This window comes from Agathobaculum butyriciproducens (assembly GCA_003096535.1).
Classification (GTDB): Bacteria; Bacillota; Clostridia; order Oscillospirales; family Butyricicoccaceae; genus Agathobaculum; species Agathobaculum butyriciproducens.
The window spans coordinates 164053-190527 of the sequence record QEKJ01000003.1 but is presented as its reverse complement, the minus strand read 5'-3'; the positions used below and the strand labels follow the sequence as shown (position 1 = coordinate 190527).

The window sequence follows — 26475 nt, the reverse complement described above, 5'->3', positions numbered from 1 at the left end:
CCCGCCTTTCAGTCCTGAATCGGAATCAGCAGCATGGCATTCTGCACACACTCTGCCTCTGTCGGCAAGTCATTCGCACAGCGGATGGCCTGCTCGGTCGTACCGCAGTTTTTGGCAATGTCCCACAGCCGTTCTTCGCCGTTGATCTGCTTGAGAACCAGTGTTACGCCGTTATGACTGCTCTCCTTTGGCTTGATCTCCAACGCAGAGATATGGCAGAATGTCACACGCTCCTGTGTTGCAGCAGCACCGTTTGCGGTGACAGTCAAAAGCAATCCTCGCTCACCCGCCGCTGTGGCGCGTGCCGAAAGCGTAAGCTCTTCCGGCTCTCCGGCTTCGCTGTACGGCATGGTCAGCGGTACAATACGCTGTACCGCGCAAAGCTGCTGTTCATCACTCAAATACAGCACGCGAACACCAGCTTTGATTTGCAGCTCGCTCTCCGATACACGCTTTGCGCCGCAGCAGACCGCCTGCGCGGCAATCACATGAGATACATGCTGTGCGGTCTGCAAAGTCTCGCTGCCTTCGGAGGTAAACGGCTGCGCGGATGGCATATTCTGCAATACAGGATGCTCTGCCTGCGCAGCAAGCTCCTTGCCGGGCAGATACATATCCTCGATGCAGCGCAGCCTGCGCTCCTGCCGCAGCAGCACCATAGCCTGTGCGCTGATGGTGCAGGACAGCATGCCATCGGATTCCAATCGGCAGTCTGCCTCAGATACGGTCATCCGTACTGCGGTCAGGGCGTCTTCTTCTGCTTCCGGCAGCTCGAGAATCTGCGTGAACGGCGTGCTGCTGTTCAGTACACGCACAGCATCATCCTCCTGCATGGCAAGGCAGTGCAGCACAGCTTCACCTTTCACGATGATTCTGCCATGCATGGCGCGGCACTCGGATACCTGCATCGTGCAATCGGTGTGCAGCAGGGACAGCTCCGCTGCATCCGCAAGCTGTATGTCATCCAGTATTGTCACCGGATAACTGCGTACCTGCTCCAGCAGCGTTATGCTCTGCAAATGGCTCAGGCATTCTATGCCGTCCAGTTCGACCGATTCCGTCACGTTGCATTCAGCTTTGCAGTAGCCTTCAGTTAAAAAGCAAAGCTGAACGCTGACGCTCACCTTGCGGCTGTTCATAGCTTCGGCATCTACTGCAGCAATGCGGCACACGGTGCTGCAGATAGATTCTGCCGTTAAACCCTCACATTCCTCAATATGCGCAAACGTGACCGGCACGGAGAGTCGACGCAGCTTACCACCGTTTTCCGGTTCGTACAGTACGGTCGTCTGCACGGTGCCGGATACTAGCAGGCGGTCATTCTGTGGAGTCTGGTCCTTGATGACCGCCGTACCATACGCGCACACGATTCGTCCGATATCCGGAAACGTGTCCGGCACAATCGAATCCGCACTCTCTGTCGCCGCAGAGATATGCGCTAATTTCTTTTCGTAGTAGCAGATGCTTGTTTGATTCAGTTCCATTGATGCTGCCTCCTTTGGTTTCACCGCTGCTCCTGCATTACCATATGAAGCGCTTGCGTAAAATATGAGCAGATCGGTTTCGCTTTGCTGTCACATTTTCTATCCGAGCTGCTTATACTGGTAACAGGAGCGTGATGCGCTATGTTCTGCCGTGGTCAGGCGATCGGTCTTGCCGTATTTATGTTTGGAACAGGCTTGCTGCTAGGCAGTCTGCTCCCATCCTGTCTGCCGGTGTGGCTATTTGCACTGGCAGTGATCGCGGCAGGGCTGTTCCTGCTGCAGTGCTGAAGGAGGGTAAGGCATGATGAAGGTTGTTGTATGGAAAAGTCCCAAGTGCTTACGCGGGATCCTGTGCTGCCTGTTTCATGTAAACAGGGCATAAGAAAAAGCGCATTCGCAGATAAATCTCTGTGAATGCGCTTTTGGCTGTTTATGGAATTGTTACTTCTTTTCAGTCGTGCTGCCGAAGCCGCCGGTGCGTTCACCGTCAGCCTCATCGTCCACGGTGATACCGAACGGCAGGAAAATACCCTGTGCAAAGCCGTCGCCTGCGGCAACCGATAGGGTTTTGCCCTTGTGATCGTCGCTGGTCATCTTAATGAGAATGTGTCCTTCATTTTTAGCCTCAAAGTAGTCGCTGTCGATAATGCCGACCGTATTGTCAAGCTGCAGACGGTGACGGAAGCCCAGACCGGAACGCGGGTACAGGCTCAGCACCCAGCCGTCCTCGATCATAACGCGGATACCGGTCGGAATAAGGATGGTCTCATGCGGAACAAGCGTAAAGCTTTCCGGCGCAAAAAAATCATAGCCGGCAGAGCCCTTGGTCGCGCGGCGCGGCAGCTGGATGTTCTGATAGACCTTCTTGGCCTCATCCGCGCTGCGGCGGGTAGCCGTGCACCAGTCACGGACAAACTGTTCCTCGGATACCTTGAAAAACTGTGCGATCTGTTGCATAATTCAGCACTCCTTTTTACTTATCGTCATGCAGGACGATACTGTTAGCCGCAAGCGTGCGCGGAACATCAATCACGCGCTGGTTGGCACTGCCGCGCCAGTGAAGCTGCGGATCGGCCTGCGCCTGTACAAAACGACCGTCGATCAGCACGTCAATCTGATCAAGAAACGGCAGCCACTTGATTTCCTCCCAGCGGTAGCCGGTATACAGCCAGATGGTCTTATCCGGAAACTTTTGCCGAATCTCGCGGCACAGCTCGCTGATCTCCTCGCGGTTGCCGGGGAAAAGCGGATCACCGCCGGAAAACGTGATGCCGGAGATATAGTCCTTGCCAAGCTCGGTGAACAGCTCAGCCTTTGCTGCCTGATCAAACAGCAGTCCGCCTTCCGCGTCCCATGTGATGGGGTTGTGACAGCCGGGACAGGCGTGTCCGCAGCCGGCCACCCACAGCACAACACGCAGGCCATCGCCGTTGAGCATATCGTCCTTGGTTATATTGTGATACTGCATTCGTGTTACATACTCTTTCTTTCAGCAATTTCGGCCATCTTGGCATCGTTCAGGCGCGTATCGCCCTTCACGCGAGAGTAGGAAAGATAGCCGTTCATTCTCTCGATTTTGGTAAGGTTGCGGCTGCCGCACTTCGGGCAGACGTCCATGGAAAGCTCCTCATGACCGCAGTCATCGCAGTACGCGAGTGAAAGATTGACACCCTCATAGAAGCCCTTTGCCATGGCGCGGCGCACCAGAGAGCGAATCGCCTCATGGTTGTAGTCAATCGGGTACTTGACGTACTGGATCTTGCCGCCGTTGCACAGATTCCAGAAACGACCCTCAAGATCCTGCTTCTGAATCGGTGTCAGGTCCTCGGTAACGTGGCAGTGGAAGCTGTTGGAGACATACGGACGATCGGAAACACCCTCGATGATGCCGTATTTCTTGCGGAACTGCTCGACCTGCAAACCGCACAGACTCTCTGCCGGTGTACCGTAGATAGCATACAGATTGCCGTCCTCGTTCTTGAACTGTTCGACCTTATCGTTGATATACTGCAGTGTTTCGAGGGCAAACTGACCGTCTTCGGCAAGCGATTTGCCGTTGTACAACTCCTGCAGCTCGTTAAGTGCAGTAATGCCGAACGACGCAGTAGCGGTTTTCATGATCGGCTTGATCTTGTCCGACGGCTTGAGATGTCCGCCGTAGAAACCGCCCTCGCAGTACGCCAGCGGATTGGTAGATGCACGCATCTCCCCCAGGTACGCATAGGTGCGGATATGTAGCTTGCGGATAAGCTCCAGATAGTAGTCCAGCACCTCGCGGAACGGACGGCTCTCCTGCTGAGCCTTGGCGTAGATCATCGGCAGGTGCAGCGATACCGCACCAATGTTCCAACGGCCGACAAATACCGGCTTGTCGTTCTCGTCCGCAGGCTTCATGCCGCCGCGCTCGAACCACGGAGACAGGAACGCACGGCAGCCCATCGGGCTGACAATCGCGCCGTACTTTTTGTACATACTCGGCACATAACCCTCGCCGGTGAGCGAAAGCCAGTCCGGGTACATCGCGCGGGACGAGCACAGGATACCGGCTTCAAATACATCCTCGAGCGGCTTACCGGGACCGTGCAGGTTCTCATCATACAGGAATACGATCTTCGGGAACAGTACGGGCTTCTTCTGGCCCTTTTTACCCTGCCCCTTGCGGCGCACGTTCAGCATGGTGATGGAGGCCAGCTTTGCGAAGCGGCCCGTGCCGGTGCCCATCGTCATGGTGATGAACGGATAGTCGCCGCGGCTGGATGCTACCGTGTTGAACTTGTATTCCCAGCCCTGGAAGCCCTGCTCAAAGTCGTTGAGAATGTCCGCCATAACTTCCTTCTCGACCGTATCAGCATCCAGACCCAGACGAGTATACTTCTCGGTCAGCATTTTGTAGCTGCGCTCGGCATACGGCTCGAGCAGCAGATCGACCGACGGCACGGTAAAGCCGCCGTACTGCTGGCTCGCCGCAGACAGCACGATATCGCCGATTACGTCAAATGCAACATTAAGTGTTTTCGGCTCGTTGTACCACAGATTGCCCATCTCAAAGCCGTCCTTGAGGACACTCGCTACATCAAACAGGCAGCAGTTCATGGTATCGCGGCGCGCCGACATATCGTGGACGTAAATGTAGCCGTCCCGACAGGCCTGCAGTTCCTCGGTGTTCATAAAGAACTTCTGGTACAGCTCCTTATTGAGCTGATTGAAGATCAGGCTGCGCTTGGTGGAGACCAGCGCGGAATCCGTGTTGGAATTTTCCTTATCGCCGATATACATGATGGACTGGCTTTTCTGGTATACGCTGTCCAGCATGCCGACAAAATCCTGCTTATAGTTGCGGTAGTCGCGGTAGCTTTTGGCAACCTCCGGGCGCACCGCCTCCAGCGCGGACTCGACGATGTTGTGCATTTGCCAGATCTGAATCTCGGTCATGTGATGGTCACGGATATAACCCTCGACATGATTGCAGATCGACTTCAGCTCATCCTCTGTAAAGTTGTAGAGGACTCGGTTTGCCGACTTATTAACGGCGATAACAACCTTCTGGATGTTAAACGGTTCTTTGGTGTGATCCTTTTTGACAACTCGAACCATGTGTTGTTCTTCCTCTCTAAATTTCATACGTTCATTATTATATCATATTGTCCGACAAAAAGCGAACAAAAAAGCACTGCCGTTTACAGGCGAAGTGCAAAAGCACATACCCATATATCGTGTGCTGCTATTGCATTGTACCATACAAGATATAGATTTGGAAGGATAAAATTCGACAAAAATATCATACATATTTTTGCGAAAATAATTCTTTGCATAAAATCGTCGGTTTTGCTTGCGGGTCTGCCGACTATCCTCTATAATAGAGGTAGCGATCCTGACAGTAAGCCTCTGCGTCCGCAGATTCTGCATGAAAGGAGCCGTCCACATCGTATTGCAGCGTTTTCTGCACGGAAGCGCCGTTTATATCTGTACCGGACTGCGTCTTTCAGAGGACGCAGTTATTTTTTATTCCGAGGTGTTTTTATGCAAACAAGAGTTGCCGTAATGGGAATCGTGGTAGAGAACACGGATTCTGTGGAACGGCTCAATACCCTGCTGCATGAGTACGGCAGCTATATCATCGGGCGCATGGGTATTCCCTATCGAGCGCGCAATATCAACATTGTGTCCATCGCCATTGATGCGCCGCAGGATGTGATCTCGGCTTTGTCCGGCAAGATCGGCAATCTGGACGGTATCAGCGTCAAGACCGCATACTCCAATGTGCAGAGCGATGAATAAGGCGAAGCAGCTCATTGACCGGCTGGAAGCGCAGCACAGTCTGTCAATAGAGGAATACGAATATCTGATCGAAAACCAGAGCGACGAACTGGCGGCCTATGCCGCGGAGAAAGCGGTTGCCTTACGCAAACAGGTATACGGTACGGATGTGTACATTCGCGGACTGATCGAAATCGGCAATATCTGCCGTAACGACTGCTATTACTGCGGTATCCGGCGTTCCAATCCCGCATGTGACCGCTATCGACTGACCGAGGCGCAGATACTGGACTGTGCCCGGGAAGGTTATGCGCTCGGCTTCCGCACTTTTGTCATGCAGGGCGGCGAGGACGGCGCATTCTCAGTCGATGTGGTTTGCCATCTGGTACGACAGATCAAAGCCGAGTTTCCGGACTGTGCAGTAACGCTGTCGCTCGGAGAGTTCCCTCGTGAAGCCTATCAGGCGATGTTCGACGCAGGCGCGGACCGTTATCTGCTCCGTCACGAAACCGCCAATAAGGCACATTATGAAAAGCTGCATCCGGCGCAGATGTCGTTTGACAACCGCATGCGCTGCCTTCGTGATTTGAAAGACATCGGCTACCAGACCGGCTGTGGCTTTATGGTTGGCTCGCCGTATCAGACGGCGCGGACACTCGCTGAGGACTTAAAGTTCATCGAAGAATTTCGGCCGGAGATGTGCGGTATCGGCCCGTTTATTCCGCAGAAAGACACACCGTTCCGCGATTTTCCGGCAGGAACGTGTGAGCAGACAGTGTATCTGCTGTCACTGCTGCGGCTGATCCAGCCGCATTTGCTGCTGCCCGCCACAACGGCGCTTGGCACCATCCGGCCGGACGGCCGCGAGCGCGGACTGCAGGCTGGTGCAAACGTAGTGATGCCCAATCTGTCTCCGCTTGGGGTGCGAAAAAAATATGCACTGTACGACGGCAAACTATGTACCGGCGAGGAGGCTGCACAGTGCATCGGCTGCCTGTCGCGCCGTGTGGCGTCGGTCGGCTGCCGGATTGTTACCGCACGCGGAGATATTATCCGATAAGTGATACATTTTAAGGGACTCTGACGGAAAGAGTAATCTTCTGACCGCAAGATAAGAAAGGAAAACGAAAAAATGGCTCAGTACAACCCGAAATCACTCCATGCAGAGGAGTTTATCAACCATGAGGAAATCCTTGAAACGCTGAAATACGCCGAGGAGAACAAGCACAACATCGAGCTGATCGACAGCATTCTGGAAAAGGCCCGTCCGCAGAAGACCGCCACCGGCGTACACTGTGCCGGTCTGACGCATCGCGAAGCCTCCGTGCTGCTGGCCTGCGATATTCCCGAAAAGATCGAGGAGATGTATCAGCTGGCCGAGGAGATCAAGCTGGCGTTCTACGGCAACCGTATTGTTATGTTTGCGCCGCTGTATCTGTCGAATTACTGCGTAAACGGCTGTGTTTACTGTCCGTATCACGCGAAAAACCGCCATATCACCCGCAAAAAGCTGACGCAGGAAGAGGTCGCCCGCGAGGTTATCGCGCTGCAGGATATGGGTCACAAGCGTCTTGCCATTGAGGCTGGTGAGGACCCGGTCAACAACCCGATTGAGTACATTCTCGAGTGCATCAACACCATTTACTCCATCAAGCATAAAAACGGTGCGATTCGACGTGTTAACGTCAACATTGCAGCGACCACAGTCGAGAACTACCGCAAGCTGAAGGACGCAGGCATCGGCACTTACATTCTGTTTCAGGAGACCTACCACAAGCAGAGCTACCTCAAGCTGCACCCGGCAGGTCCGAAGCACGATTACGACTACCACACCGAAGCAATGGATCGTGCGATGGACGGCGGTATCGACGACGTTGGTCTGGGTGTTCTGTTCGGTCTGGAGATGTACAAATACGAGTTCGCCGGTCTGCTCATGCACGCCGAGCATCTGGAGGCTGTACACGGCGTTGGCCCGCATACTATCAGCGTGCCGCGTATCAAGCGCGCGGATGATATTGACCCGGATGTATTCGACAACGGCCTGAGTGACGAGCTGTTCGCAAAGGTTATCGCGTGCATCCGCATTGCCGTGCCGTACACCGGCATGATCATCTCCACCCGCGAGAGCCAGCAGGTGCGCGAGCGGGCGCTTGGTCTGGGTATTTCGCAGATCAGCGGTGCTTCCCGTACCTCGGTCGGCGGCTATGAGGAAGAGGAGCGTCCGCACGACTCTGAGCAGTTTGATGTATCCGATCAGCGCTCGCTCGATGAGGTTGTTCACTGGCTCATGCAGCTTGGGTTTATTCCGTCGTTCTGCACCGCCTGCTACCGCGAGGGCCGCACCGGCGACCGCTTTATGAGTCTGTGCAAGAGCGGCCAGATCCTCAACTGCTGCCACCCGAATGCACTGATGACGCTTGCCGAGTATCTGGTCGATTACGCCAGCGAAGACACCAAGCGGGTCGGCATGGAGCTGATTCAGGAGGAACTTAAAAAAATCCCGCGCGATAAGGTGCGCGAAATTGCAGCCGAGCATATCAAGGATATCTGCAGCTCCAACCGCCGTGATTTCCGCTTCTAAGGAGGGTTTCCTATGGGACTGAACGCACAGCCCTCCGGCGAGCGCGTACACATCGGCTTTTTCGGTCTGCGCAATGCGGGCAAATCCAGCGTGGTAAACCGCGTGACCGGACAAACACTGTCCATTGTTTCCGATGTCAAGGGCACGACCACCGATCCGGTGCAGAAGGCGATGGAACTGCTCCCTATCGGTCCGGTGGTTATCATCGACACGCCGGGCATTGATGATGAGGGCACGCTCGGTGAGGAACGTGTTCGCCGGGCGCTCCGCGTGCTGGAAAAGACGGATATTGCGGTTCTTGTCACGGACAGCACGCGCGGTTTGCAGCCTGCCGAGCAGGAGCTTATCGAGCTGTTCCGCAAGCGGGAGATTCCGTTTGTCATCGCGCACAACAAGGCGGATTTGACTTCGGTTCCTGCCGCCATGCCGGAAAACGAGATTTACGTCAGCGCAGCAGCCGACAGCAATATCCGTGAACTCAAGGAACTGATCGCACGAGCCGTCAAGCCGACTGAGCCGGAAAAACGTCTGGTCGCTGACCTGCTTGCGCCGAATGACACAGTCGTACTGGTCGTGCCGATCGACTCAGCCGCACCGAAAGGCCGGCTGATCCTGCCGCAGCAGCAGACCATCCGCGATATTCTGGAAGCAGGCGCAATTTCGCTTGTCACCCGCGAAACCGAGCTGACCCGCACGCTGGAATCCCTGCGTGAGCCGCCGCGGCTGGTTATCACGGACTCGCAGGCGTTCGGCATTGTGGACAAGCTGGTGCCGAAAAATGTCCAGCTGACCTCGTTCTCCATCCTGTTTGCCCGATACAAAGGCAATCTGCGGCAGGCGATTCTCGGTGCTGCACAGCTGAATTCTTTGCAGGATGGCGATACTGTGCTCATCTCCGAAGGCTGCACGCATCACCGCCAGTGCGGCGATATCGGCACGGAAAAACTGCCGAACTGGATTCGCAGATTTACCGGCAAAGATGTGCAGTTCTCGTTTACCGCGGGTAATGAGTTTCCTGAGGACGTGAGCAAGTACGCACTTGTCGTGCACTGCGGCGGCTGCATGCTGAACGAGCGGGAAATGCAGTATCGTCTGCGGCACAGCGCCGAGCGGAATGTGCCGATGACCAACTATGGCATTGCCATCGCTCATATGCACGGCATTCTTGATCGTGCGCTTGCTCCGTTCCCTGATCTGCATCAGGCATGGAGCAGCACCGCAAACGGATAAAACATGGGGCGCGCTGAAAACAGCGCGCAAGAAAAGACGAGTAAGTTTCTCCGAATGGGGTTTGCTTACTCGTCTTTTTGCTTTGGATTAAGGTATGAAACAACACCGGTGCAGTGTAAATGAGTGCAGGGACAAGAAGCTTTCTTCAGCCTTTTGCCCCTGTATTCTTTGCACTTTTTCCTGCTTACATTTTGAAAAATTGAAATGCTTGGCCTGCGTCGGGAATGCACCGCAGTTCACGCATGCCAGTTCTCCCAATCCGCAATGCGGTGCTGCAGCGGACCGGAACCGTGACCAAGATTCAGCCTGAAGTCAATGCAGGCGGTCAGATACCGCTTGGCCCGCTTGACGCTGTCGACGAGCGACACGCCCTGTGCCAGTCCGCATGCGATTGCACTGGATAGCGTGCAGCCGGTACCGTGCGTGTTCGGGTTGTCAATACGCGGCGCGGGAAGCCAGTGCATTCCTGTGCCGTCAAACAGCAGATCATCTGCGCAGTCTGCCAGATGACCACCCTTGACCAGAACGGCACCGCCGGTCTTGCCGACGATCTCGCGGGCCGCCTGCTCCATATCTTCACGATTGGTGATTTTATGGCTGCAGACAGCGGCTGCCTCATGCAGATTAGGCGTTACCAGAGTGCACAGTGGGAACAGCTCCTCCTGCAGAACCTTTGCCGCATCGTGATGCAGCAGCGCGGTACCGCTTGAGGACATCATTACCGGGTCGAGTACGATATTCTTGGCGTGGTACGCCTTCAAGCGCTCCGCTACTGTGTGAATAATCTCTGCGTCATACAGCATGCCGACCTTGACGGCATCCGGGAAAATATCGTCAAACACACAGTCAATCTGTTTGCCAACCAGTTCAGCGGAAACCGGCTGCATACCGAATACACCAGTGGTATTTTGTGCACATACGACAGTGATAACGGCCATGCCATACACGCCGAAGGCTTCAAAGGTTTTCAGGTCGGTCTGAATACCTGCGCCGCCTGTCGGGTCGGTGCCTGCAATGCTGAGAACGGTTTTCATGTTAATTTTCCTCCAATCCTGTGCCGTCAAAGGCGGGAATAAAACTCTCGCTGATGGATTCGTCCTGCTGAAAAAAACCGCCGAGTCCAAGCTCACCGAACAGCGTACAGGCATCTGCGTACTCCTCTGCGGTGATAGTGCGGTCAAGCTCGGGATAATCCTGCATATCAAACGGCGTGTACTGCCGCATAAGGCTGACAAGCACGCTGTCGCCCCATCGAGAGGCAATATCCCGAAGCACCTGCGCTGTGTCGCCGGCCAGTCCGGGCAGCATCAAATGCCGGATGACGGTGCCGCGCTTCAGCAGACCATTTTTATCAAACTGCGGTGCACCTGTCTGGCGCACCATTTCATCAATAGCCGGAACGGCGAACTCACGATAATCCTCCGCATGCGAGTACAGACCTGCATAGTAGCTGCTGTAATACTTGTAATCCGGCAGATAGATGTCAATGTGACCATCGAGCAGCTGCAGCGTTTCCACCTGCTCATATCCGCTGGAATTGTATACAACAGGAAGCGAAAGCCCCTGTTTTCGGGCAATTTGCAGCGCTTCGATAATTTGCGGCACATAATGGGCACCGGTAACAAGGTTGATGTTATGCGCACCTTTTTTCTCCAGAGAGAGAAAGGTTTTCGCCAGTGCATCTGCCGTAATGTTCTGTCCCTCGGCCTCTCTGCGGCTGATCTTGCGGTTTTGGCAGAACACACAGCCGAGCGAGCAATGAGAGAAAAACACCGTGCCCGAGCCATTTGTACCCGAAATCGGCGGCTCCTCCCACATATGAAGCGATGCGCGTGTAGCTTCGATTTCGATGCCTGCACCGCAGGCTCCGCGGCTCTTTGTGCGGTCTGCGCCGCAGGCGCGCGGACACAGCTGACAGTTCTTAAGCATATCGGTCAAAATAATCCCTCCGATACGTTATATTATATCGTATTTTTGTCTGGAAATAAAGTAGAGAAATGTGATATAATAAACACTACGGCTTTGGAACGTATAGAATTTTCACGCGGATCAAAATCGTGTCTTTTTTATTAAACAGAAATACGAGTAGAAACATAGGAGATGCAACATGAAGGTTTCTCAACTTTTGAATCAGGATAAAGTAACCCTTTCTTTTGAGGTATTCCCGCCCAAGACCAGCAGCAGCTATGAGTCTGTCGCACACGCAACACAGGAGATTGCGGCGCTGCGTCCGGACTTTATGAGCGTTACATACGGTGCAGGCGGCGGCACGAGCGAACACACGGTTAACATCGCGGCAGATCTCAAGAAGAAGTATGATGTTACCGTTCTGACCCATCTGACCTGTGTTTCCTCTACCCGTGAGCACGTTGCAGCGATGGTAAAAAAGTATAAGGATGCCGGTATCGAGAATATTCTTGCGCTGCGCGGTGATATTCCGGAGGGCGGTGCTCCGCATTCTGACTACCACTATGCCGCTGAACTGGTACGCGATATCAAGTCGCAGGGCGATTTCTGCGTTGGCGGCGCTTGCTACCCGGAGGGTCACGTTGAGGCAGCCAATAAAACCGAGGATATTCTGCACCTCAAGGAAAAAGTAGACGCAGGCTGTGAATTTCTGACCACGCAGATGTTCTTTGATAACAACATCATGTACAACTTCCTGTACCGTATCCGAGAAAAGGGCATTACGGTTCCGGTTGTTGCAGGCATTATGCCGGTGACGAATGTCAAGCAGATCAAGCGTATCACTTCCATGTCCGGCACCTACCTGCCCGAACGCTTCAAGGCCATCGTTGACCGTTTCGGTGACAATCCGGCGGCTATGAAGCAGGCAGGCGTTATCTACGCGACCGAGCAGATCATCGACCTGATTGCAAACGGCGTCAACCATATCCATGTTTACTCGATGAATAAGCCGGAAATTGCCGCAGGTATTCAGTCCAGCCTGTCGGAGATTCTCAAGTGATTGAACTGGACAGATCGGAAGCCATCCGCTACATGGGTTATCACGGCACGCAGCCGGATGAGGCTGTGCAGGCCAGCCTGACACGATGCGGTGAAGCACTGCAGCAGGCGGCGGAACCCAAGTCGATCTACCGCGTGTTTCCGCTGCAGCATATTGACGCGCAAACGCTCGAGATCGCAGATGTACAAATTCACAGCAAAAATCTGGCACGCAATCTGCAGGGCTGCAGCGAGGTCTGTCTGATGGCAGCAACACTCGGTATTGGGCCGGATCGCCTGATTGCCCGCGCGTCTGCAGTTCGGATGAGCGACGCAGTGATCTATCAGGCGGCGGCAGCGGCTATGGTCGAGACCTATTGCGACGAGGTCAACGAACGCATCCGGCAGGAAGCCGCTCAGCGCGGCATGTACTGTCGACCGCGGTTCAGTCCCGGTTACGGTGATTTTCCGATCGCACACCAGCGGGATTTCAGCCGCCTGCTGGATACGCCGCGCAAGATTGGCTTGACCGTGACCGAAAGCTGTCTGCTGGCACCTATCAAGTCGGTAACGGCGGTGATCGGTCTGTCTGAAACACCGCAGCCGTGTCACCGCAAGGGCTGTGAGGAATGCGGCAAGACGGATTGCGCTTACAGGAGATGAAAAGAATGAAACTGACCGAACGACTGGGAAAAGAATGGATATTTTTCGATGGCGGCATGGGCACCATCCTGCAGGAGCATGGCTTAAAAGCCGGTGAACTGCCGGAAACGTGGAATCTGTCCCATCCGGATGAGATTATTGCGCTGAACCGCAGCTACTTTGAAGCCGGCTGTGATGTGGTGAACACCAACACTTTCGGTGCAAATGCCCTTAAATATCCGGATAACCTGCAGGAAATCGTACAAGCTGCAGTTTCGCATGCAAAAACCGCGCGTCAGCAGGCAGGCCGAGAGGATGCCTATATTGCGCTCGATATTGGCCCAACCGGCAAGCTGCTGCAGCCGATGGGCGATCTGCCGTTCGAGCGTGCGGTCGAGCTGTTCGGCGAAACCATCCGTATCGGCGCGAAAGCCGGTGCGGACCTCGTGCTCATTGAGACCATGAGCGACAGCTACGAGGCTAAGGCGGCTGTGCTGGCTGCCAAGGAAAACTGTGATCTGCCTGTGCTCGTAACGCTGATTTTCGACGAAAAAGGCAAGCTGCTGACAGGCGGCACGGTGGATTCCACGGTTGCCATGCTCGAGGGCTTGCGCGTAGACGCGCTCGGCGTTAACTGCGGTCTGGGACCGAAGCAGATGCATCCGATCATCGAACGACTGACGCAGATAAGTTCACTGCCAATCATCGTCAACCCGAATGCCGGTCTGCCGCGCAGCGAAAACGGCAAGACGGTATTCGATATCGCGCCTGCTGAGTTCTCCGACCTGATGGAAGAAATCGCAGGCATGGGCGTGCAGGCGCTTGGCGGCTGCTGCGGCACTACACCGGAGCATCTGCGGCTGACCATCGAAAAGTGCCGCAAGGTGCCGTTCCGACCGCCGGTAGCCAAGCGCCGCACGGTGGTCTCCTCGTTCTCGCAGGCCGTGGAGATCGGGCCGAAGCCGGTTATCATTGGTGAGCGTATCAACCCGACCGGCAAGAGCAAATTCAAGGCAGCTCTGCGCGAGAATAACATCGAGTACATCCTCGGTGAAGGCATGGCGCAGGAGGACAGCGGCGCACATATTCTTGATGTCAACGTCGGTCTGCCTGAAATCGACGAACCCGTGATGATGGAGCGCGTTGTTACGCGCCTGCAGAGTGTTATCGCGCTGCCGCTGCAGATTGACACCTCGGATACCACCGCAATGGAGCGCGGCATGCGCCTGTACAACGGCAAGCCGATGATCAATTCGGTCAGCGGCAAGATGGAGAGCATGGAAGCTGTGTTCCCACTTGTACGTAAGTACGGCGGTGTTGTTGTTGGTCTGGCACTGGATGAAAACGGCATTCCGTCCACAGCAGAGGGCCGCATCCGGATTGCAAGGAAGATTTACGATACAGCGGAGAAATACGGTATTCCGCATGAGGATATCGTGATTGACGGTCTGGCAATGACCATTTCGTCGGACAGCGGTTCGGCTCTCGTAACGCTTGAAACGCTGCGCCGCATTCGTGATGAGCTGCACGGTCACTCGATTCTCGGCGTATCGAACATTTCGTTCGGTCTGCCGCAGCGTGAGATTGTCAACTCGAACTTCTTCACAATGGCGATGCAGAGCGGTCTGTCCTGCGCGATCATCAACCCGAATAACGAGGCGATGATGAAATCGTATCGTTCCTATCTGGCGCTGGCCAACCTGGATGAGCAGTGCGCAGGCTATATTGCGGCCTACGGCAACCAGCCGGCAGCAGCGACTCCTGCGGCAGCAGGCAGCACGGCGATGCCGCTTGCGGAGAGCATTGAACGCGGCCTGCGCGAGCGCGCTATCGACGCGGCAAAGGAAATGCTGCAGACGGTTCCACCGCTCGAGGTCGTCAATAACGAGCTGATTCCTGCGCTTGACCGCGTCGGCAAGGGCTTCGAGAAGGGCACCGTATTCCTGCCGCAGCTGCTCATGAGCGCAGAAGCGGCCAAGGCGGCTTTCGAAGTCGTAAAGGACGCGATGAAGGGTGAGAGCCAACAGATCAAGGGCAAAATTATTCTTGCGACCGTCAAGGGAGATATTCACGATATCGGCAAGAATATTGTCAAGGTTTTGCTGGAAAACTACGCATATCAGGTGCTTGATCTCGGCAAGGACGTTCCGCCCGAGGTGATCGTTGATACCGCCATCAAGGAAGATGTTCCGGTGGTCGGCCTGAGTGCACTGATGACGACGACGGTTGTCAGCATGGAAGAGACCATTAAGCAGCTGCGTGAGAAAAAACCGGGCACCAAGGTCGTTGTCGGCGGTGCCGTGCTTACGCAGGAATACGCAGATTCCATCGGCGCGGACTGCTACGCGAAGGACGCTATGGCAACCGTGCATTATGCGGATTCCGTATTTGGCGTATAAGATAAGGAAAAGAGACTGTATCACCGATACAGTCTCTTTTTTATGAAATTAAGCGGCGTCTTCGAGTTCTTCGAGCGCCTCCTGTTTGGTGTCGGCAGAGAAAAGAAACGCGCCGGTTCCGTCATATACTTCAATGTGTCCGTTTACATATTCGAGAGTGCAGTTCATCTTGCGCATCCCCTTTCCTTTTGTTGTACATAGTATAACAAAAGGAAAGTACGTTAAACGGTACTTAGTCTATGAATTTGTGAATCTGCTTTTCAAACGCTTCGCAGACCTCCGGCGGGTTTACAATGCGTACATCGCCTTCCAGACTGAACACCCAGGAAAAAAACTGCGGACTGACGACAACATCCACATCCAGATAAAAATGTTCGTTATCCGCCGGAAACAGACGCAGACTGCTGCCGAAGCGGTCGAGCATGACACCGATAAAGCGGTTCAGGCATTTCAGCTGCACGGTTTTCTCCTCGCCGGAGAACATGCCGAACACCTTACGGGAGTAGGCTGCCGCGTCAAACCGATCGTCGAACAGCTGTTTACCCTCACGAGGCAGGTCGGTCTGCACAAGTGAATCCATCTTATCTACGCGGTAGTGGCGGATTTCACCGGCATCGTGATCGAAGGCAATCAGATAGTAATTTTCATTGTCCCACGTCAGCGCCCACGGACTGACGCGGTAGCGCGCACCATCTCGGCGGTACTGCTTTTGAATGCGCGGACTGGCAGAGAAATTCAGCACCCAGTTGAAATAGTGAAACGTAATCTGGACATCGTTGGATATGGCCGCATGCAGCGCATCAATATTGTAGTAAATCTGCTCATTAAGCGTTTTCACCCGTTCGGAAACATACACCTGACGCTGGAGCGTATGTGCTTCATGGTCACTGGTGAGGTGCTCGATTTTGCCGATGAGCTCGTTGGACTTTTTCTCGGTGATAAAGCGGGAGCACTGGATTGCATCCACGAGCAGCTTGAGCTCAGGCAGTTCAAATTCGCGTGACGCGACGTAATAGCCGCCGCCGGTACCTCTCTGACAAATTACATCCAGACCAAAATTCTGGAGTGCTTCGATGTCCGAATAAATGCTTTTGCGCTCAGCGGTAATGCCGCAGCGCTCGAGCGCCGCACGCAGTTCATCTGTGGTGAGTTTATGGTTCTCATCCGTTCGCTGCAGCAGGATTTGGTATAAATACAGCAGCTTCAGCTTTTGATTCGGATTTTTAGACATGGTTAGCCTCCCGTTCAGAAAGCGCGTTTTGATACGCCGAAAGCGTGGTTCCATCAAAGCAGATCATGCTTACCTGCTCAATTTCTGCATGAGTTGAAAGATATTCCTCAATCGTACGGATAGCGATTTCAGCGGCACGATTCAGCGGAAAGCGATACACACCGGTGCTGATGGACGGAAACGCCACGGTTTTGCAATTTAATTCAGATGCAATGCGCAGGCAGTTTTGATAGCAGCCTGCCAGCAGTACCGCCTCACCCGCATGTCCGCCGCGCCAGATCGGTCCCGGCGTATGAATAACATACCGACATGGCAGACGGTATGCTCGTGTTGCTTTGGCTTCGCCGGTCCGACAGCCGCCGAGCGTGCGGCATTCCGCCAGCAGCTCCGGTCCTGCCGCTCGATGAATGGCACCGTCCACACCACCGCCGCCCAGCAGGGACGTGTTGGCAGCGTTTACGATCGCATCGGTCGTGCATTGAGTAATATCTCCGCGCTGAATAGAAATTCGGCTCATCAGCCATGCCCCTTCCATTAAGTTGTTGGCTTTATTATACGTTGTTTTTCCGGAAATTGCAAGTTTGACGCAAATTGCAGAATGCGTTATAATAAATACAGCATCACAGCAGGCGAGGAGAGCGCAGCAATGGACAAGCCGATGAACGAATACGCCGCAGACGCACCGCGCGTTTTGCGGGATTTTTTAACCTATATTTCCACAATACGCGGCAAATCTGCAAAAACCGCACACGAGTATTATCTTGATCTGCGGCTGTTTTTTCGCGTACTCAAGCACAACAAAGGCGCAGTCGATAAAAATCTTCCGCTTGATGAGATCGACATCAGCGACATTGATCTGGATTTTATCCGTGATATCACGCTGTCGGACACCTATGATTATCTGGAATACATGGCGCAGAGCCGCCCAACGCAGCAGAACAGCAACCACACCAATTACGGATTGAGTGTCAACTCGCGTGCACGCAAGGTCTCTGCGATACGCGCATTTTTCCGGTATTTGACCGATAAACAGCATGTTTTAGAGGTCAATCCGGTCAGCGGCCTGGAAGCGCCGACTGTCCGTAAATCTCTGCCGACTTATCTTACAACGGACGACAGCGTGCGGCTTCTGGAATCCGTCACCGGCCCGTATGCCGAGCGAGATTACTGCATCCTGACGTTTTTCCTTAACTGCGGCATGCGTGTTTCCGAACTGGTCGGACTGAATCTGACCGACTTCAAGGACGATACCGTGCGCGTGCTCGGTAAGGGCGGCAAGCAGAGGACGGTATTTCTCAATGATGCGTGTCTTGCCGCGCTCGAACAGTATCTGCCCAAACGCCTGGAGCCGAACGAGCAGGACGCGGACGCGCTGTTTGTCAGCAAAAAGCGCAACCGTATTAACGTACAGACGGTCAAGTGGCTGGTAAAGAAATATATCGGTCAAGCCGGACTCGACCCCAAAAAATACTCTGCGCACAAGCTGCGTCACACAGCGGCAACGCTCATGTACCAGAACGGCGTGGATATCCGCACACTGCAAAGCATTCTTGGTCACTCGAGTGTGGATACGACCATGATCTACACCCACATCGAGAATGAAAACATGCGCGAAGCTGCGGCAAGGAATCCGCTGGCGGAAATCCGGCCGAACGGTGAGCGTGTGCCTGTAAAACAGCCGAAAAACAGCGATAAGTAATATAAAAGGGCGCGCTGCAAAATAGTGCGTAAGAAAAGACGGGTAAGTTTCCCTGAAAGGGATTGCTTACTCGTCTTTTTGCTTTATGATTAGGTGTGAAACAAGACCAAACCACCCATTTTTGAAAACAAACGCAGGGACGAAATGCCTTATGCGACTTTTCGTCCCTGCGTTCTTTGCGGACCTGTTCTGCAACAGACTCTTTTTTTATTACAGCTGCATCTCCAGCGCGGCATCGCAGTACGGACAGCGGTCACCGACCTTGCCGTGCAGCGGTACATACAGCTCGCTTCGCGTAATGCACTTGTGGTTGGAGCAGCGGATGCCGGGATCTGCACCGATTTCATGATGACCGGCACGCTCGAACGGCAGCTTGGACAGCGTCAACAGCAGTGCCATACGGCCGAACATGCCGAACCGCGCCTGGCGGAAGTAGACCGCACGCGGATCATCATCCACGTCCTGTGCAATCTCATCAACACGCGGCAGCGGATGAAGTACCAGCATGTCCTTCTTGGCGCGCTTCATCTTCTCAGCTGTCAGCTGATAATTGCCTTCAAGGTTTGCGTACTCCTCTGCCGTGACAAAGCGCTCGCGCTGAATGCGAGTCATGTACAGCACATCCAGCTCGGGCAGAACTTCATCAATGCTGTCTACCTCGCAGAACGGCATATTGTTGTCTTTCAGGAATTTTACCATATAGTCCGGCAGCTTGAGTGCATCAGGTGCGATCAGGTAAAACTGTACATTATGATACCGCTGCAGAAAATGCAGCAGAGAATGCACGGTACGGCCGTACTTCAAATCACCGCACAGACCAATCTTCATATCGTCAGCAGAGCCGCGCATACGCAGAATGGTAATCATATCGGCAAGTGTCTGGGTCGGGTGCAGATGACCGCCGTCGCCGGCATTGATGACAGGCACAGACGAGTACAATGAAGCTACCTTGGCTGCGCCCTCTCGCGGGTTGCGCATGACGATCATATCCGCATAGCTGGATACCATGTTAATAGTATCCTTGAGTGTTTCGCCCTTAGACGCAGAAGTGGCGTTCGGATCAGAAAAACCGACAACACTGCCGCCCAGTCTCATCATCGCGGTGGAAAACGACAGGTTGGTACGGGTAGAAGGTTCATAAAACAGGCTGCCCAGCACCTTGCCGCGGCAGGCATCTACATAACCCTCCGGTCGGTCGATAATATTGCTGACCAACTTGTACAGATCGGAAAATTCTTTTTCCGTTAAATCACATAAATCAATAATATGGCGCATGCAAACTCCATCCCTTTCTACGGTACAGTCGCCCTATTCGTTATTTGTCACTGTTAATGATAGCACAAATAAAGGCGAAAGAAAAGAGTTATTTGCATATTGCGTCGATTGGATTGAGAGCGGCCGCACGAACCGCCGGGAGCAGTCCGGCAGCGGCTCCGCTGAGTGTGGAAAGTATCAGCAATCCGGCAAACACACGGCCTTCCGGCAGGAGCAGTGCTGCTCCGAAGTGCAGGAGCGCACCTGCGGCTGCCAGACCGACGATTCCGCCGAACAGGCACAGCAGCACAGCCTGCAGGAGAAATGTCCGGCGAATATCATGCGGCTGTGCGCCGAGCGCCAGCAGAATGCCGATCTCCCCTGTTTTCTCGTGAGCGGCAGCCAGCATGCTTCCCATCACACCGATGAGCGCGACAAACAGTGTCACCGTACCGACGGCGGCAAACAGGCCGATTCCCATTTCGGCAAGCTGCTGTACGGTCTGCACCGCACCCGACATATTCTGTACATGCACGCCGCGCACCTGCTGTCGATCGGTCAGGTACTTTTCGATCTGAGAGCTGACCGAAGCAGTATCTGTCTGCGAAATGCACTGCACAAACACTTGATCCGTGCGTTCGGTTTGCGACGCGATACACGCATACGGCACATAGACCAGATGCGGTGCAACCGCCGACAGCATTCCGCCGAATGCCCCCGTCTGTGCCCGCACAACACCGCACACCGTGAAATACCGGTCGGTGCCGTTTACCTTTAGCCGAATCTGCCGTCCGGTGATATTTGTCCGTCTGTACAGCGTCTGTGCCAGATCATCGCCGACCACGGCAACTGGCTCAGCGTTTGCACACTGCCATGCGTTCGGCAGTGTACCTGCCAGCATCTCCATTTGCATGACTTCACCGAGCCGTTCGTCTGCACCGAGAAGTACCGCGTGCTCAGTTGTGTGTCCGACGCGCACGGTGCCGCTCTGCGCCTTGATCGGCATCAGCGTGCGAATGCCGTCCACATCCTGCTCTATCTCATCCGCCAGTGCTGCCGAGAGTATCGTTCCCGCGTGTCCGCTTTCCGTGTACACCGATAAACCGCTGACGCCGAGTGTCTGCAAACCGACGTCCACCTGTTTTCGCCCATACAGACCAATGGAAAGGATAAGCAGCAGTGCACCGCTTCCAACCGCAACAGAAAGCGCGCAAAGTGCCGTCCGCAGCGGACTTTCCCGCAGATTATGCGCCGCCAGTGACAGAATATCCCGCAGTCTCATGTCTGTACCTCCACCGGATCACCGTCAGTCAATTCATCGGGCGGCGACAGAATGACCGATACACCTGTCGGCAAGCCGTCTATAATTTCAACCGTATCCTCGAGCAGATAGCCGGTCTGTACCGCGCACTGCACGGCATGGCCGTCCTGCACGCAGAATACAAACTCTTGTTCTCCGCGCTGGCAAATTGCTTCATATGGTACAACCGCAGCACCGTCTCGATGGTCTGTGAATACCTTAACGGTCGCGGAATATCCGGGGCGCAGATTTTCGGTTGAGCCGTTCAAATCAAGCAGCACCTCAACGGTTGCTTCGGCATCTTCGTTTGTCAGACTAAAGGTTTTCACAGCCGCAGGAGCAATTGCGGTTAATCCGGCGTGAAAGGTGCCGTCCACTGCCGAAAATGTGATGTTAGCGCGCTGCCCGACAGCAAGCTCTCCTGCATATAGCTCGGGAGACTGCGCACGCACGCGCAGCTTATCCGGATTCGCAATTTGTATGCACGGCATATCGGCCGATACACTCTCGCCCGCCTGCGGAACAGTCAGCACAGTACCGTCCATCGGCGCATACAGCGCGTGAGCGTCCTCGGCAGTGACAGTGTTCACCGTGCCGGAAATTGCAAACACGCTCTGTGCGGTCTGCCAGTAATCCGCAGCTGTTTGCGATCTGCCGATGTCAGTCAGCGTGCACAGAATATCACCCTTCTGCACGGTGTCGCCTGTTGCGGCATACACTGCACTTACTACACCATTTTTCGCCGGACAAACCGCTGTGCTCTCTGCGGACTCGACCGTACCGAAAATCGTCACACTATTGTAGATATCCTGCGTTTCGGCGGCCACTGTGCGTACCAAAACCGCCTCCGGCGGACGGTGCTTCCACGACCAGAACAGCATTGCCGTCAGCACAGCTGCCGTCGTAAGCAGCACCGCGCGGATCTTATTCTCCAAATGCAAAACCTCCCCTGACGCAAACTGAGTTTAGTCTGCGGAGAGGAGGTGAAAATTATGCTTACAATACGGCACGAATCGCGTCACCAACGGTTTTCGCACGCACGATATTCATTTTCTGCAGCAGGTCCTCGTCCACATCCTGCATAGGCATGATGCAGGTGTGGAAACCAAGGCGGTATGCCTCATTGATACGCTGTCCCGGATTGGACACCGCACGCAGCTCGCCGGTCAGGCCGACCTCGCCGAAGCTCATGACGCCTTCCGGCAGCGGCTTGTCCCGAAAGCTGGATGCGATTGCCAGCACCATCGGCAAATCCACAGCAGGCTCGTCCAGCCGCATGCCGCCGACGACGTTGACATACACATCGCTCGACGACAGAAACAGCCCGCAGCGTTTTTCCAGAATGGCGAGCAGCAGCACCATGCGATTGTAGTCCACGCCGGCAGCGGTGCGGCGCGGCACACCAAACTGCGTTTTCGCAGCAAGTGCCTGCACCTCGGCGAGCAGAGGACGGCTGCCCTCCATCACGCAGGCAATGCAGTTGCCGGACGCACCCTGCGGATGACCGGCCAGCATAGCCGCAGACGGATTCTGCACCTCGAGCAAACCGTGATCGCTCATTTCAAACACGCCGATTTCATTGGTTGAGCCGTAGCGGTTTTTCGCCGCACGCAGACAGCGGAACGGACCTGCGGATTCCCCTTCGAAATACAGCACGCAGTCCACCATGTGCTCAAGGATTTTTGGGCCTGCCAGCGTACCCTCTTTGTTGACATGACCAACAATAAAAATCGTCACGTTGCGATTCTTCGCGTACTGCATCAGACTCATCGCGCATTCCTTGATCTGGGTCGTACCGCCGGGAGCGGCAGTTAAATCGCGCTTATAGACCGTCTGGATAGAGTCCACGATTAGAATATCCGGCTCGAGCAGCTCGGTTTCGTTGATGATCTGCTCCATGTCGGTCTCGGCAAGGATGTACAGCTCGGGTGAAGAAATGTGCAGGCGTGCCGCACGAATTTTGATCTGCTTGAGCGATTCCTCGCCCGAAACATAGAGCACGCGGGCATTTTTGCACATTTCCTGACACATTTGCAGCAGCAGCGTGGATTTGCCGATGCCCGGCTCACCGCCGACCAGCACAAACGAGCCGTGTACAGCGCCGCCGCCGAGAACGCGGTCGAGTTCACCGATTCCAGAATGGAACCGGCTTTCGTCTCCGGTATCAATATCCTTGAGCAGAGTCGGCCGCGATTCGCCGCGCTGAAATGTATTCGTGCCGCGTGCCGCCGAAACCGGCTTCTCCTTGAATTCGCTCATGGTGTTCCATGCGCCGCAGGACGGACATTTGCCGTACCATTTCGGACTTTCATATCCGCAGTCACCGCACAGAAAAACTGTCTTTTGCTTCATATTTCCTCCGTTACATACCGCTCTGGCTGCGTAAATATCCGCAGATCACGGCGGCAGCAAGTTGTTTGTGATAGGCTTCGTCCCGCAGCCGCGCTTCTTCGGCCGGATTGGACAGAAAGCCGCATTCGATAATAACCGCCGGGCAGTCCAGCTTTTTCATCAGATAGATGGCGCTGTCTGCCTGTTCAGCCTTGCGATGATTCAATGGGTCGCAGCCGTCAATCAGGCACTGCTGTATCTGCTCGGCCAGCGGCTTGCCCTGCACATTCCCTGTCGAGTAAAACACCTGGGCGCCGTGGTACTGCGCGTCGCTGAATTTATTCAGGTGAATGCTCAGGAACACCGGTGACGGAATGCTGTTTACCAGCTTTTCCCGTGCCTTGATATCTGCGATTTTGTTCTCTCGCACCGTGCGGGAAGGATTGTAATCAAGTGCATTTTCATCCGGCCGCGTCATAGCAGTCGGCACACCGAAGAAATTCGCCAGCACTTGCACCCGTTTTGCAATGCTCAAATTGATATCTTGCTCGGCGGTTCCATCCGCGCCGACCGCGCCGCCGTCGAAGCCGCCGTGTCCGGCATCAATGACGAGCGTGGTTTGAGCGTTCCCTGCCGTCTGCATTGCACGGGTTTTCTGCTCCATGCTAAAGCACAGCACCAGCGCCAGTGCCGCCGCGGCGCAAACGCCGCATTTCAGCCGTCTCTCCATCTCCGCACCTCCGTATCACACAAATATGCGAAAAAGGCGGAACTTATGCGTTTACTTGAGCGCGTTCAGCACAGCATCTGCACCGGTTTTGTCCAGTGTGCTGATGATAACAGGCTCTGCCGTCATGCCGTCCAGCGTGAAGGCTGCGGAAACACTCTGCCTGCGAATCGTACCGCCGCTGACCGACTGCGTTACCGTGGTCGGCTGCAGCCGAACGGCTTCGTCTAAATCGCCCATTGCACTTTCGACCGACCAGAGCAGTTCGGTGTACGCGTTCGGCGTATCGGCACAGATAATGGTCCAGCTGCCTGCACGCTGACTCAGCGAATCGACACATACCAGCGGTACGCGGCCATACATCGCGGCAAGGCCCTCCTGCTCAGCGGCAGTCACCAGCTCTGCCGACCACGATCCGTTCAGCTTGTGGTACAACGCACCGTCCGACAGATAACTCTGCGTCAGCAGCTGCTTATCCGATGTATTCGGCGCGGAAAGCGTCATTTTGCGGTCGGTGAGCAGTTCGTTCTTCTCGCGGTCGAACACGGTGGTCTCGCTCGTCTGCACCTGCATGACCGTCCTGCCGTCATGGGTCACAGCCGCCGGAGACGCAAACTCGCTGTTGACCGAGTAATGCAGCAGAGCATCCATACCGGCGGTTGCCTCGCGGTACTGTGCATAGCTTGAAAACAGGCTCTGATACCGCTTCGCGTCCGCTTCGGTTATCGCGTTTTCGCTGACAAGCTGATCGAGCAGCGTGCCTTCACTGTTCTTCGGCGAAACGGACAGCACCGTGTAGCTTGCCGCTGCAGCATCGTCGCGCAGGAAATTCTGTACGTTGATGATACCGGTGTCGTAAATACCCTGCTCACGAGCAGTCTCTATCGCGTTCGCATAGCTGAAATCCGCCGTATCCGAGTAGCCGAGCGCACGCAGCAGGAACACCGCGTACATCTGCGCGGTGCACTTGCCGGTCGGATTGAAGGTCGTCCGGTTCGTGCCATTCGCCAGACCGTTGCTGTACAGATACTGCACATACGGCTTTTCCCATCCCTTGAGATCGGTAAACGGTGCAGTATACGTCAGCGCCTTGGCCTCATCCTCCTTGCCGAGCAGACGCACCAGCATGACAGCCGCTTCCGCCCTGGTCGGCGTGCGGTCGAGGTCATAGCCGTTCTGCGTGCCCTGAAACAGCCCCATTTCGTGCAGTGAATCTGCACAATTCGTATAATTTGCCGCAAAGGCCGAAGCGGTCAGCATGGCAGCGGTAGCCGCGCCGACGCAGACAGCGCGTAACCATTTATTCATAGTTCTATCCTCCTGAACTGATATTGCCTGTAAAAATACAGTATAAGTATAGCACAAAGCCATGTGTTTTCCAACAACAAAACGGATATACTACTCGCAGAAGGAGTGTATCCAATATGACGAATATTCAAAAATGCGGCGTGATCGGCGTGGGCTTTGTCGGCGCGACCTGCGCATACACATTGGCGGTTTCCGGATTGTTCTCCGATCTGGTACTCGTGGATATGAACCGCGACAAGGCTATCGGTGAAGCTGCGGACATCAATCATGGTGTGGCGTTCAGCAAGCCGTGCCGCGTCATGGCCGGAGACTATGCTGACCTCGCCGAATGCGGTCTTATCATCATTGCGGCAGGCGCAAACCAGAAGCCCGGCGAAAGCCGTTTGGAGCTGCTCGGACGAAATAAAGGCATCCTGTCCTCCGTCATCGCACAGCTTACGGCAGTCAATCGTGAGGCGATTCTGCTGGTTGTGTCCAATCCGGTCGATGTGCTGACCTGTCTGGCGCAGCAGCTGAGCGGCTTCCCTGCCGGACGTGTACTCGGTTCCGGTACCGTGCTGGATACCGCGCGGCTCAAGTATCTGCTCGGACAGCGGCTTGGCGTGGACAGCCGCAACGTGCATGCGTTCATCATTGGCGAGCACGGCGACAGCGAGCTGGCGGTATGGTCGAGCGCTAATATCTCCGGTGCCGATCTGGACGATTACTGCCGCATTGCCGGCATCACCAAGCCGGCAGATGAGCTTTCCCGCATTTACGAGCATGTGCGCGATGCAGCGTATCAGATTATCGACAGCAAAGGCGCAACCTATTACGGTATTGGCATGGCGGTGCGGCGTATCGCGGAGGCCATTGTACGCAATGAACATTCCGTGCTGCCGGTCACTTCGATGATTTACGGACACTACGGCGTGGACGGTATCTGTCTGGGTGTGCCGACTATTGTCGGACGAAACGGCGCGGAAGCTGTGCTGGATATGCCGCTCTCCGAGGAAGAACTGGCACAGCTGCAGCGTTCTGCGAACACAATGCGCGAGATGATCGACAAGCTGGACGGATAATACAAAAGGGACAGAGCCAATGCTC

The 26475-nt window shown here is 54.8% G+C and carries 24 protein-coding genes; 10 read left to right on the top strand and 14 right to left on the bottom strand.

The window, feature by feature from the left end:
* Positions 1-8: 8 nt before the first annotated feature.
* On the bottom strand, positions 9-1484 hold the full coding sequence (locus C7386_RS04750) for a DUF3794 domain-containing protein (protein WP_110436784.1): 1476 nt from the start codon (positions 1482-1484) through the stop codon (positions 9-11).
* 141 nt (positions 1485-1625) lie between these two features.
* Here C7386_RS04750 and C7386_RS13415 point away from each other — a divergent pair, with 141 nt between their 5' ends.
* Positions 1626-1772, top strand: coding sequence for a hypothetical protein (locus C7386_RS13415; RefSeq protein ID WP_165815463.1), 147 nt, complete (start codon positions 1626-1628; stop codon positions 1770-1772).
* A 153-nt stretch (positions 1773-1925) separates the two neighbouring features.
* Here C7386_RS13415 and C7386_RS04745 read toward each other — a convergent pair whose 3' ends face one another.
* Genes C7386_RS04745 through nrdD form a run of 3 tightly spaced genes read right to left on the bottom strand, consistent with a single transcriptional unit; the run spans position 1926 to position 5078 of the window.
* Positions 1926-2441, bottom strand: a complete 516-nt coding sequence (locus C7386_RS04745; RefSeq protein WP_110436785.1) for a dCTP deaminase/dUTPase family protein — start codon at positions 2439-2441, stop codon at positions 1926-1928.
* A 16-nt stretch (positions 2442-2457) separates the two neighbouring features.
* Positions 2458-2952: an anaerobic ribonucleoside-triphosphate reductase activating protein gene (gene nrdG / locus C7386_RS04740; protein ID WP_110436786.1), complete on the bottom strand. Its 495-nt coding sequence runs from the start codon at positions 2950-2952 to the stop codon at positions 2458-2460.
* Between the two features lie 5 nt (positions 2953-2957).
* Positions 2958-5078 carry an anaerobic ribonucleoside-triphosphate reductase gene (nrdD, locus tag C7386_RS04735; protein WP_110436787.1) on the bottom strand — a complete coding sequence of 707 codons (2121 nt, stop codon included), beginning with the start codon at positions 5076-5078 and terminating at the stop codon, positions 2958-2960.
* Positions 5079-5504: 426 nt separating this feature from the next.
* Here nrdD and C7386_RS04730 point away from each other — a divergent pair, with 426 nt between their 5' ends.
* The 4 genes from C7386_RS04730 to hydF all read left to right on the top strand — a co-directional run bounded on the left by C7386_RS04730 (position 5505) and on the right by hydF (position 9552).
* A complete protein-coding gene (locus C7386_RS04730) occupies positions 5505-5762 on the top strand; it encodes a TM1266 family iron-only hydrogenase system putative regulator (RefSeq protein WP_110436788.1) in 258 nt (85 codons plus the stop codon).
* Positions 5755-6801, top strand: coding sequence for a [FeFe] hydrogenase H-cluster radical SAM maturase HydE (gene hydE / locus C7386_RS04725; protein WP_110436789.1), 1047 nt, complete (start codon positions 5755-5757; stop codon positions 6799-6801). Before C7386_RS04730 ends, hydE begins: the two co-directional genes overlap by 8 nt.
* A 72-nt stretch (positions 6802-6873) precedes the next feature.
* The gene (gene hydG, locus C7386_RS04720) at positions 6874-8322 is read left to right on the top strand and encodes a [FeFe] hydrogenase H-cluster radical SAM maturase HydG (protein WP_110436790.1); all 1449 of its coding nucleotides are present in this window, start codon (positions 6874-6876) and stop codon (positions 8320-8322) included.
* A 12-nt stretch (positions 8323-8334) separates the two neighbouring features.
* Complete coding sequence (gene hydF, locus C7386_RS04715) at positions 8335-9552, top strand: [FeFe] hydrogenase H-cluster maturation GTPase HydF (protein ID WP_110436791.1); 1218 nt, start codon at positions 8335-8337, stop codon at positions 9550-9552.
* A 236-nt stretch (positions 9553-9788) separates the two neighbouring features.
* Here hydF and thiD read toward each other — a convergent pair whose 3' ends face one another.
* Both thiD and C7386_RS04705 read right to left on the bottom strand, forming a co-directional pair.
* On the bottom strand, positions 9789-10586 hold the full coding sequence (thiD, locus tag C7386_RS04710; RefSeq protein ID WP_110436792.1) for a bifunctional hydroxymethylpyrimidine kinase/phosphomethylpyrimidine kinase: 798 nt from the start codon (positions 10584-10586) through the stop codon (positions 9789-9791).
* Position 10587: 1 nt separating this feature from the next.
* Positions 10588-11481, bottom strand: a complete 894-nt coding sequence (locus tag C7386_RS04705) for a radical SAM protein (RefSeq protein WP_207655847.1) — start codon at positions 11479-11481, stop codon at positions 10588-10590.
* A 178-nt stretch (positions 11482-11659) separates the two neighbouring features.
* Here C7386_RS04705 and metF point away from each other — a divergent pair, with 178 nt between their 5' ends.
* Genes metF through C7386_RS04690 form a run of 3 tightly spaced genes read left to right on the top strand, consistent with a single transcriptional unit; the run spans position 11660 to position 15539 of the window.
* Complete coding sequence (gene metF / locus C7386_RS04700; protein WP_110436794.1) at positions 11660-12520, top strand: methylenetetrahydrofolate reductase [NAD(P)H]; 861 nt, start codon at positions 11660-11662, stop codon at positions 12518-12520.
* On the top strand, positions 12517-13161 hold the full coding sequence (locus C7386_RS04695; protein ID WP_110436795.1) for a vitamin B12 dependent-methionine synthase activation domain-containing protein: 645 nt from the start codon (positions 12517-12519) through the stop codon (positions 13159-13161). The genes metF and C7386_RS04695 overlap by 4 nt, the downstream gene beginning before the upstream one ends.
* A gap of 5 nt (positions 13162-13166) precedes the next feature.
* Complete coding sequence (locus tag C7386_RS04690; RefSeq protein ID WP_116704925.1) at positions 13167-15539, top strand: homocysteine S-methyltransferase family protein; 2373 nt, start codon at positions 13167-13169, stop codon at positions 15537-15539.
* Positions 15540-15771: 232 nt separating this feature from the next.
* Here C7386_RS04690 and C7386_RS04685 read toward each other — a convergent pair whose 3' ends face one another.
* Positions 15772-16770 (bottom strand): helix-turn-helix transcriptional regulator, encoded by a 999-nt coding sequence (locus tag C7386_RS04685; RefSeq protein ID WP_116704924.1) that lies wholly within the window; start codon positions 16768-16770, stop codon positions 15772-15774.
* Positions 16763-17287 (bottom strand): O-acetyl-ADP-ribose deacetylase, encoded by a 525-nt coding sequence (locus C7386_RS04680; RefSeq protein ID WP_116704923.1) that lies wholly within the window; start codon positions 17285-17287, stop codon positions 16763-16765. Before C7386_RS04680 ends, C7386_RS04685 begins: the two co-directional genes overlap by 8 nt.
* Before the next feature lie 81 nt (positions 17288-17368).
* Here C7386_RS04680 and C7386_RS04675 point away from each other — a divergent pair, with 81 nt between their 5' ends.
* On the top strand, positions 17369-18469 hold the full coding sequence (locus tag C7386_RS04675; RefSeq protein ID WP_318261185.1) for a tyrosine recombinase XerC: 1101 nt from the start codon (positions 17369-17371) through the stop codon (positions 18467-18469).
* 210 nt (positions 18470-18679) lie between these two features.
* Here the strand turns inward: C7386_RS04675 and pyrB are convergent, their stop codons facing one another.
* The 6 genes from pyrB to C7386_RS04645 all read right to left on the bottom strand — a co-directional run bounded on the left by pyrB (position 18680) and on the right by C7386_RS04645 (position 25389).
* Positions 18680-19744: an aspartate carbamoyltransferase gene (gene pyrB / locus C7386_RS04670; RefSeq protein WP_110436800.1), complete on the bottom strand. Its 1065-nt coding sequence runs from the start codon at positions 19742-19744 to the stop codon at positions 18680-18682.
* A gap of 88 nt (positions 19745-19832) precedes the next feature.
* A complete protein-coding gene (locus tag C7386_RS04665; protein WP_110436801.1) occupies positions 19833-21005 on the bottom strand; it encodes an ABC transporter permease in 1173 nt (390 codons plus the stop codon).
* Positions 21002-21958, bottom strand: a complete 957-nt coding sequence (locus tag C7386_RS04660; protein ID WP_110436802.1) for an efflux RND transporter periplasmic adaptor subunit — start codon at positions 21956-21958, stop codon at positions 21002-21004. The genes C7386_RS04665 and C7386_RS04660 overlap by 4 nt, the downstream gene beginning before the upstream one ends.
* Before the next feature lie 61 nt (positions 21959-22019).
* The gene (gene radA / locus C7386_RS04655) at positions 22020-23375 is read right to left on the bottom strand and encodes a DNA repair protein RadA (protein WP_110436803.1); all 1356 of its coding nucleotides are present in this window, start codon (positions 23373-23375) and stop codon (positions 22020-22022) included.
* Positions 23376-23385: 10 nt separating this feature from the next.
* Complete coding sequence (locus C7386_RS04650; protein WP_116704922.1) at positions 23386-24084, bottom strand: N-acetylmuramoyl-L-alanine amidase; 699 nt, start codon at positions 24082-24084, stop codon at positions 23386-23388.
* Positions 24085-24135: 51 nt separating this feature from the next.
* Positions 24136-25389, bottom strand: a complete 1254-nt coding sequence (locus C7386_RS04645; protein ID WP_165815462.1) for an S-layer homology domain-containing protein — start codon at positions 25387-25389, stop codon at positions 24136-24138.
* A 116-nt stretch (positions 25390-25505) separates the two neighbouring features.
* Here C7386_RS04645 and C7386_RS04640 point away from each other — a divergent pair, with 116 nt between their 5' ends.
* On the top strand, positions 25506-26450 hold the full coding sequence (locus C7386_RS04640; RefSeq protein WP_110436806.1) for an L-lactate dehydrogenase: 945 nt from the start codon (positions 25506-25508) through the stop codon (positions 26448-26450).
* The last annotated feature ends 25 nt before the right edge of the window (positions 26451-26475 follow it).